2 protein-coding genes and 1 pseudogene are annotated in these 5369 nt (G+C 66.0%); 2 read left to right on the top strand and 1 reads right to left on the bottom strand.

Going from position 1 to position 5369, the window contains the following annotated elements:
- Positions 1–60: 60 nt before the first annotated feature.
- On the bottom strand, positions 61–987 hold the full coding sequence (locus ABGA94_RS03135) for a DUF808 domain-containing protein (RefSeq protein ID WP_005419938.1): 927 nt from the start codon (positions 985–987) through the stop codon (positions 61–63).
- A gap of 207 nt (positions 988–1194) precedes the next feature.
- Between ABGA94_RS03135 and ABGA94_RS03130 the strand changes: the two are divergent.
- Both ABGA94_RS03130 and ABGA94_RS03125 read left to right on the top strand, forming a co-directional pair.
- Positions 1195–2841: pseudogene (locus tag ABGA94_RS03130) on the top strand (ABC1 kinase family protein); the annotation flags it as partial.
- A gap of 245 nt (positions 2842–3086) precedes the next feature.
- Positions 3087–5192, top strand: coding sequence for a phosphoglycerol transferase I (locus tag ABGA94_RS03125; RefSeq protein WP_111129211.1), 2106 nt, complete (start codon positions 3087–3089; stop codon positions 5190–5192).
- Positions 5193–5369: the final 177 nt, after the last annotated feature.

The raw sequence follows: 5369 nt of genomic DNA, 5'->3' as shown, positions 1-5369 counted from the left end.
GAATGGGGTCAGATCCCTTTTCCAACGGGAAAAGAGATCTGACCCCGAGGGTCTACGGGCTTATTTACCGCGCAGCTTCTGCAACCCGGTCACCGCCGCCAGCACGATGGCGCCGGCGATGATGCCGACCACCATGTTGCCCACCGCGCTCACCAGCCAGCCCCACTGCCCTTCGCCGCCCAGCGCCTGCACCGCGTGGTGCAGCGCCGGCACGTTGTGCACCAGGATGCCGCCGCCGACCAGGAACATGGCGATGGTGCCGGCCACCGACAGGAACTTCATCAGCCACGGCGCCGACGCCACCAGGCCTCGACCGAAGGCGGCAATGGCACCGCCCTTGCGCGACAGGTACAGCCCAACGTCGTCGAGCTTGACGATGCCCGCCACCAGTCCGTAGACGAACACGGTCATCGCCAGTGCGACCACGCTCAGGGTGAGGATCTGGTTGGTGAACGACGCAGTGGCGACCACGCCCAGGGTGAGCACGATGATCTCGGCCGAAAGGATGAAGTCGGTGCGGATCGCGCCCTTCACCTTGTCCTTCTCCCACGCGACCATGTCCACCTGCGCGTCAGCCAGCGCCTTGCGGCGTTCGGCCTGGCGCTCGGCATCGTCGTCGGAGGAATGCAGGAAGCGGTGCGCCAGCTTCTCCACGCCTTCGAAGCACAGGAAGGCACCGCCGATCATCATCAGCGGCACGATCAGCGGCACGTTCCAGCCGCGGCTGCGCAGCCAGGCTTCCAACGCACTGATCGCCAGGGCCGCCGGCACCAGGATCACCTTGTTGACCAGCGAGCCCTTGGCCACCGCCCACACCACTGGCAGCTCGCGGTTGGCGTTGACTCCGGTCACCTGCTGCGCGTTCAGCGCCAGATCGTCGCCCAGCACACCGGCGGTCTTCTTCGCCGCGACCTTGGTCAGGACCGAAACATCGTCGAGCAGGGAGGCGATATCGTCGAGCAGGGCAAACAGGCTGGCACCGGCCATGGGGCGTCCAAGAATGGGAATGAGCGGATTCTGACCGATCCGCCGGCCTCTGCGATAGCTGCGGGGTTCACCGCATGCCCACCTTCCCCCGGCGACACTGCCGAATCCGGACATTGCCGGCCAGCGGCCGGCACTACCGTCCTTGCCGCATGGGAGTTCCGCTTGAGCAATCCGCCCACCGCCAATGGCAATCCTCCGCTGGTCAAAGGCATGAACCGGCGCAGCCAGATCCTGCGCCTGCTGCTGCGCTACCGCCATTCGGGCGTGTTCTCCGGCATGAACCTGGACGCCGCCAGCAACCAGGCCGACGTGCCCGCCGATGGCAACCCGGAACAGTTCGTCAGTGACCTGGAGGCCCTGGGGCCGACCTTCGTCAAGCTGGGCCAGATGCTGTCCACCCGCCCGGACATGGTGCCGGTGGAGTTCGCCACCGCCCTGGAGCGCATGCAGGAGAAGGTGGCGCCGATCCCGGTAGAGCGCATCCACGCCATCATCGAGCAGGAGCTGGGGGTGGGGGTGAACAAGCTGTTTGCCTCGTTCGATCCCGAGCCGTTGGGTTGTGCGTCGATCGCGCAGGTACATCGCGCGGTGCTGCACGATGGCCGCCAGGTGGCAGTGAAAGTGCAGAAGCCCGAAGTGGCCGCGCAGCTGCGCTCGGACCTGGAAGCGCTGCGTAGCTTTGCGCTGGCCGCCGATCACCTGACCCAGGTGGGCCGCCGCGTGCGCCTGCGCGACTGGCTCAACGAGTTCGCAAAGACCCTGATGCAGGAGCTGGACTACCACGCCGAGGCCGAGAACCTGGCACGCTTCGGACGGCATCTGCGGCCCTTCCGCCGCCTGTGGGTACCGCAGCCGATCTGGGACTACAGCAGCCAGCGCGTGCTGACCATGGAGCTCGCCACCGGCGTGCGCGTGGATGCGATCTCTGGCGTGCGCCGCACCGAGCAGGACATGGATCCGCTGGCAGCGGCGCTGATCCGCGGCTACCTGGACCAGATCTTCGTGCATGGCGAGATCCATGCCGACCCGCACCCGGGCAACCTGCGGGTGATGCCCGATGGCCGGCTGGCGATCTTCGACCTGGGCATGGTCGCGCACATGCCGCCGCGCCTGCGCGAACGGCTGCTGAAGATCCTGTTCGCCGCCGTCGATGGCCGCGGCGAAGAAGTGGCCGACGATCTGATCAGCATCAGTACGCGGCTGGAGGCCTTCGACGAAGAGCGCTACCTGCGCGAGACCGGCCAGCTGATCGCGCGCTACGCCGCCAGTGGCAGCTTCTCGGAAGGCCGCGTGGTGCTGGACATGGTGCGCATCGCCACTGCCTGCGGGCTGCGCACGCCGCCGGAACTGAGCCTGCTGGGCAAGGCCCTGCTCAACCTGGAAACCGTGTGCCGGCTGCTGGCGCCGGAGCTGGACACGCGCCGCATCGTCGAGCGCCAGCTGCAGCACGTGATGCGCGCGCGCCTGAAGAAATCCCTGTCGGCGGCCAACATCGCCAGCGAGGCGATGGAGCTGCAGCAGCTGCTGCGCGATGGGCCGCGCAAGCTGTCGGACATCATGGCGCTGCTGGCCGAGAACCGCCTGCAGATGAAGGTGACCGGGCTGGAAGAATCGCGGTTGATGGAGAACCTGCAGAAGATCGCCAACCGCGTGGCGGCCGGCATCATCAGCGCCGCGTTGATCATGGCTGCGGCAATGATGATGAAGATCGACACCGGCTGGCACCTGTTCGGCTATCCCCTGATCGCACTGATACTGCTGCTGATCGGCGTGGTGCTGGGACTGGGCATCGTCACCAGTGCATTGCTGTTCGATCGCCGCGCGCGGGCACGCGAGGAACGCGGGCACCGCTGATGCATTGGCGAAAAAGCCGCGTATTCATGCGGTTTTTAATGCAATCCAACGAAGCCTTTCACGCTCGTTTTACCTTTGCGGCGTGATTGCGCGCGCGTCATTCCAACAAACATTTCAGTCAGGTTCGTGCATGCACTATCGGGTCATCGGCCTGTCATGTGGATGTGCTTGCAGCAGCGCCGGTCGGATGGACACGCGTCGGTACGACGTCCATCACCACCACCCCGTCACTGCCGAAGCTGCCTATGCTCTGGATACTGCTGTTGTCGTTGTTGCTGCTGTGCTGGCTGTTCCTCGCGTCCGACAAGTGGGTGTGGTGGAAGGCCGGCGCATTCTCGCTGCTACTGTTGATGCTCAGCGCGTGGTGGCTGATCGACAAGCTGTCCGGGGATGGGCTCAACGCCGCCACGCTTTATCACCTCGGCGCCGACATGGAAGGCGCTGGTGTCTCCGACTTCAAGGGCTACATCGCCGGCTTCATCGTGCTGGCGCTGGTCTCGCTGCTGCCGCTGTTTGCCACGCGGGTGAAGCGCTGGCGCCGGCCCGGCCACGGTGGTGCGCTGTTCGCCGGTTTCGCGACCGTGTGGGTGGCCACGATCCTGATCAGCCCGCTGGCCCGTGACGGCCAACGCCTCTACCAGCAGCTGCGCCCGGTCGATTTCGCCCGCATCGCCCCCGAGTACCAGGTGCCGACGCAGCCGTTGCAGCGCCCGCGCAACATCGTATGGATCTACGGCGAGAGCCTGGAACGCACCTATCTGGACGAGGCCGTGTTTCCCGGCCTGATGCCCAACCTCAACCGCCTGGCGTCCGAGTCTCTGGACGTGCGTGGCCTGGCCTCGGCCGAAGGCAGCGGTTGGACCATCGCCGGCCTGGTGTCGTCAATGTGTGGCGTGCCGCTGACCACCTCGCAGGGCGACGAGAACAGCATGGACCGCATGGGCAGTTTCCTGCCCAAGGCGGTGTGCCTGGGCGACTACCTGAAGCAGCAGGGCTACACCAACCATTACCTGGGCGGCGCCAACGGCCAGTTCGCCGGCAAGGGCCAGTTCCTGGCCAGCCATGGCTTTGACGAAGTGCATGACCTGGCATGGTTCAAGCAGCAGAAGAAGATCGGCCGCATCCACTACTCGGCCTGGGGCGTGCACGACGACGTGCTGCTGGACACCGCCTACCAGCGCTTCGAGCAGCTCTCACGCGCCGGTTCACCGTTCATGCTGACCACGCTGACCATGGACACCCACCACCCGGCGGGCCACCTGCCGGTGTCGTGCAAGGGCGAGCGCTACCGGAGCGGGTACGGCAACATCGGCCTGCTCAATGCACTCAAGTGCACCGACCGCCTGATCTCACAGCTGGTCGAGCGTATCCAGGCCAGCCCGTATGGGAAGGACACGCTGATCGTGATCGCCTCCGACCACCTGGCGATGCCCAACGACCTCAGCCACGTGCTGGCCAAGCAGAAGCGCGAGAACCTGCTGCTGTTCCTCGGCGACGGCATTGCCCCGCAGCAGCTCAGTGCCGACGCTGGCACCACCCTGGATTCCGGTGCGACCCTGCTCAGCCTGCTGGACCCGAACCTGAAGACGATGGGCTTTGGCCGCTCGCTGATCGACCCGCAGCGCGCGCCCAGTGCCAGCGTGGCCGCGCGGCGCGATGATGGCCGCGACTACCCGCAGTACCTGGCCTTCGCCCGTTCGCTGTGGCTGGGCCAGCCGACCCGCGAACTGAAGATCGATGGCGATGACCAGGTGGTCGTTGGCCTGCAGCACGTGCAGCCGCCGGTGCTGCTGGAGTACGACAAGGAGTGGGGCTTGAAGTCGGTGTACCTGGAAAACACCTCGCGCCAGTTCGATGATGCCAACCCGGACAACACCCTGGCCTACGTCGACCGTTGCACCGCGTTCGAGGACGGCTCGGCCGATGGTGACTGGTGCGCCCTGCTCGTCAACCGCGACAACGGCTTCAAGCTGTACCGCGACAACGACCTGCGCGGTGGCATCGCGGTGGATGCACCGCTGGATACGCTCCAGGGCCCGCGCCCGAGCGTGCGCCAGGCACACATGATCACCCAGAAGGGACGCCGTACGCGTGCCGGCCAATACATGCTGCAACTGGTGGCGAGCACGCGCCCGGACCGCGGTTTCTGGATCGAAGCGGTGTCCTCGCAGCGCAAGGTGGTACTGGCCCAGCAGTGGGTACAGCCCGATGCCAACGGCAAGATCAACGTGTCGTTCGGGTTGGATCACGAAGTGGACGATCTGGAGATCCGCGCGTGGTTGAACCACGCCGAGAAGCTGGCGGTGGATACGTTCGCACTGGTGCCCTCGCGCAGCCGACCGCGGGGGTAGGGCTATTTGCAGTGCTGCGCCCTGCACCCGTGGTAGTGCCGGCCGCTGGCCGGCAACCTCAGAAGCAACAGCAACAGCTGGCATTCCGTGGGATGGCGGGGCGGTGTGGGTTGGCAGGACACGCCGTAAACCCGTCCATGGGGGCTCGATGGCGCCATCCATGGCGCCAACGGTGGC

The sequence above is a fragment of the Stenotrophomonas sp. 3diitr2024 genome (assembly GCF_042136455.1).
Lineage (GTDB): Bacteria > Pseudomonadota > Gammaproteobacteria > Xanthomonadales > Xanthomonadaceae > Stenotrophomonas > Stenotrophomonas sepilia.
Note: the sequence above shows the minus strand (reverse complement) of the source record. Positions and strands in the feature narration are given on the sequence as shown.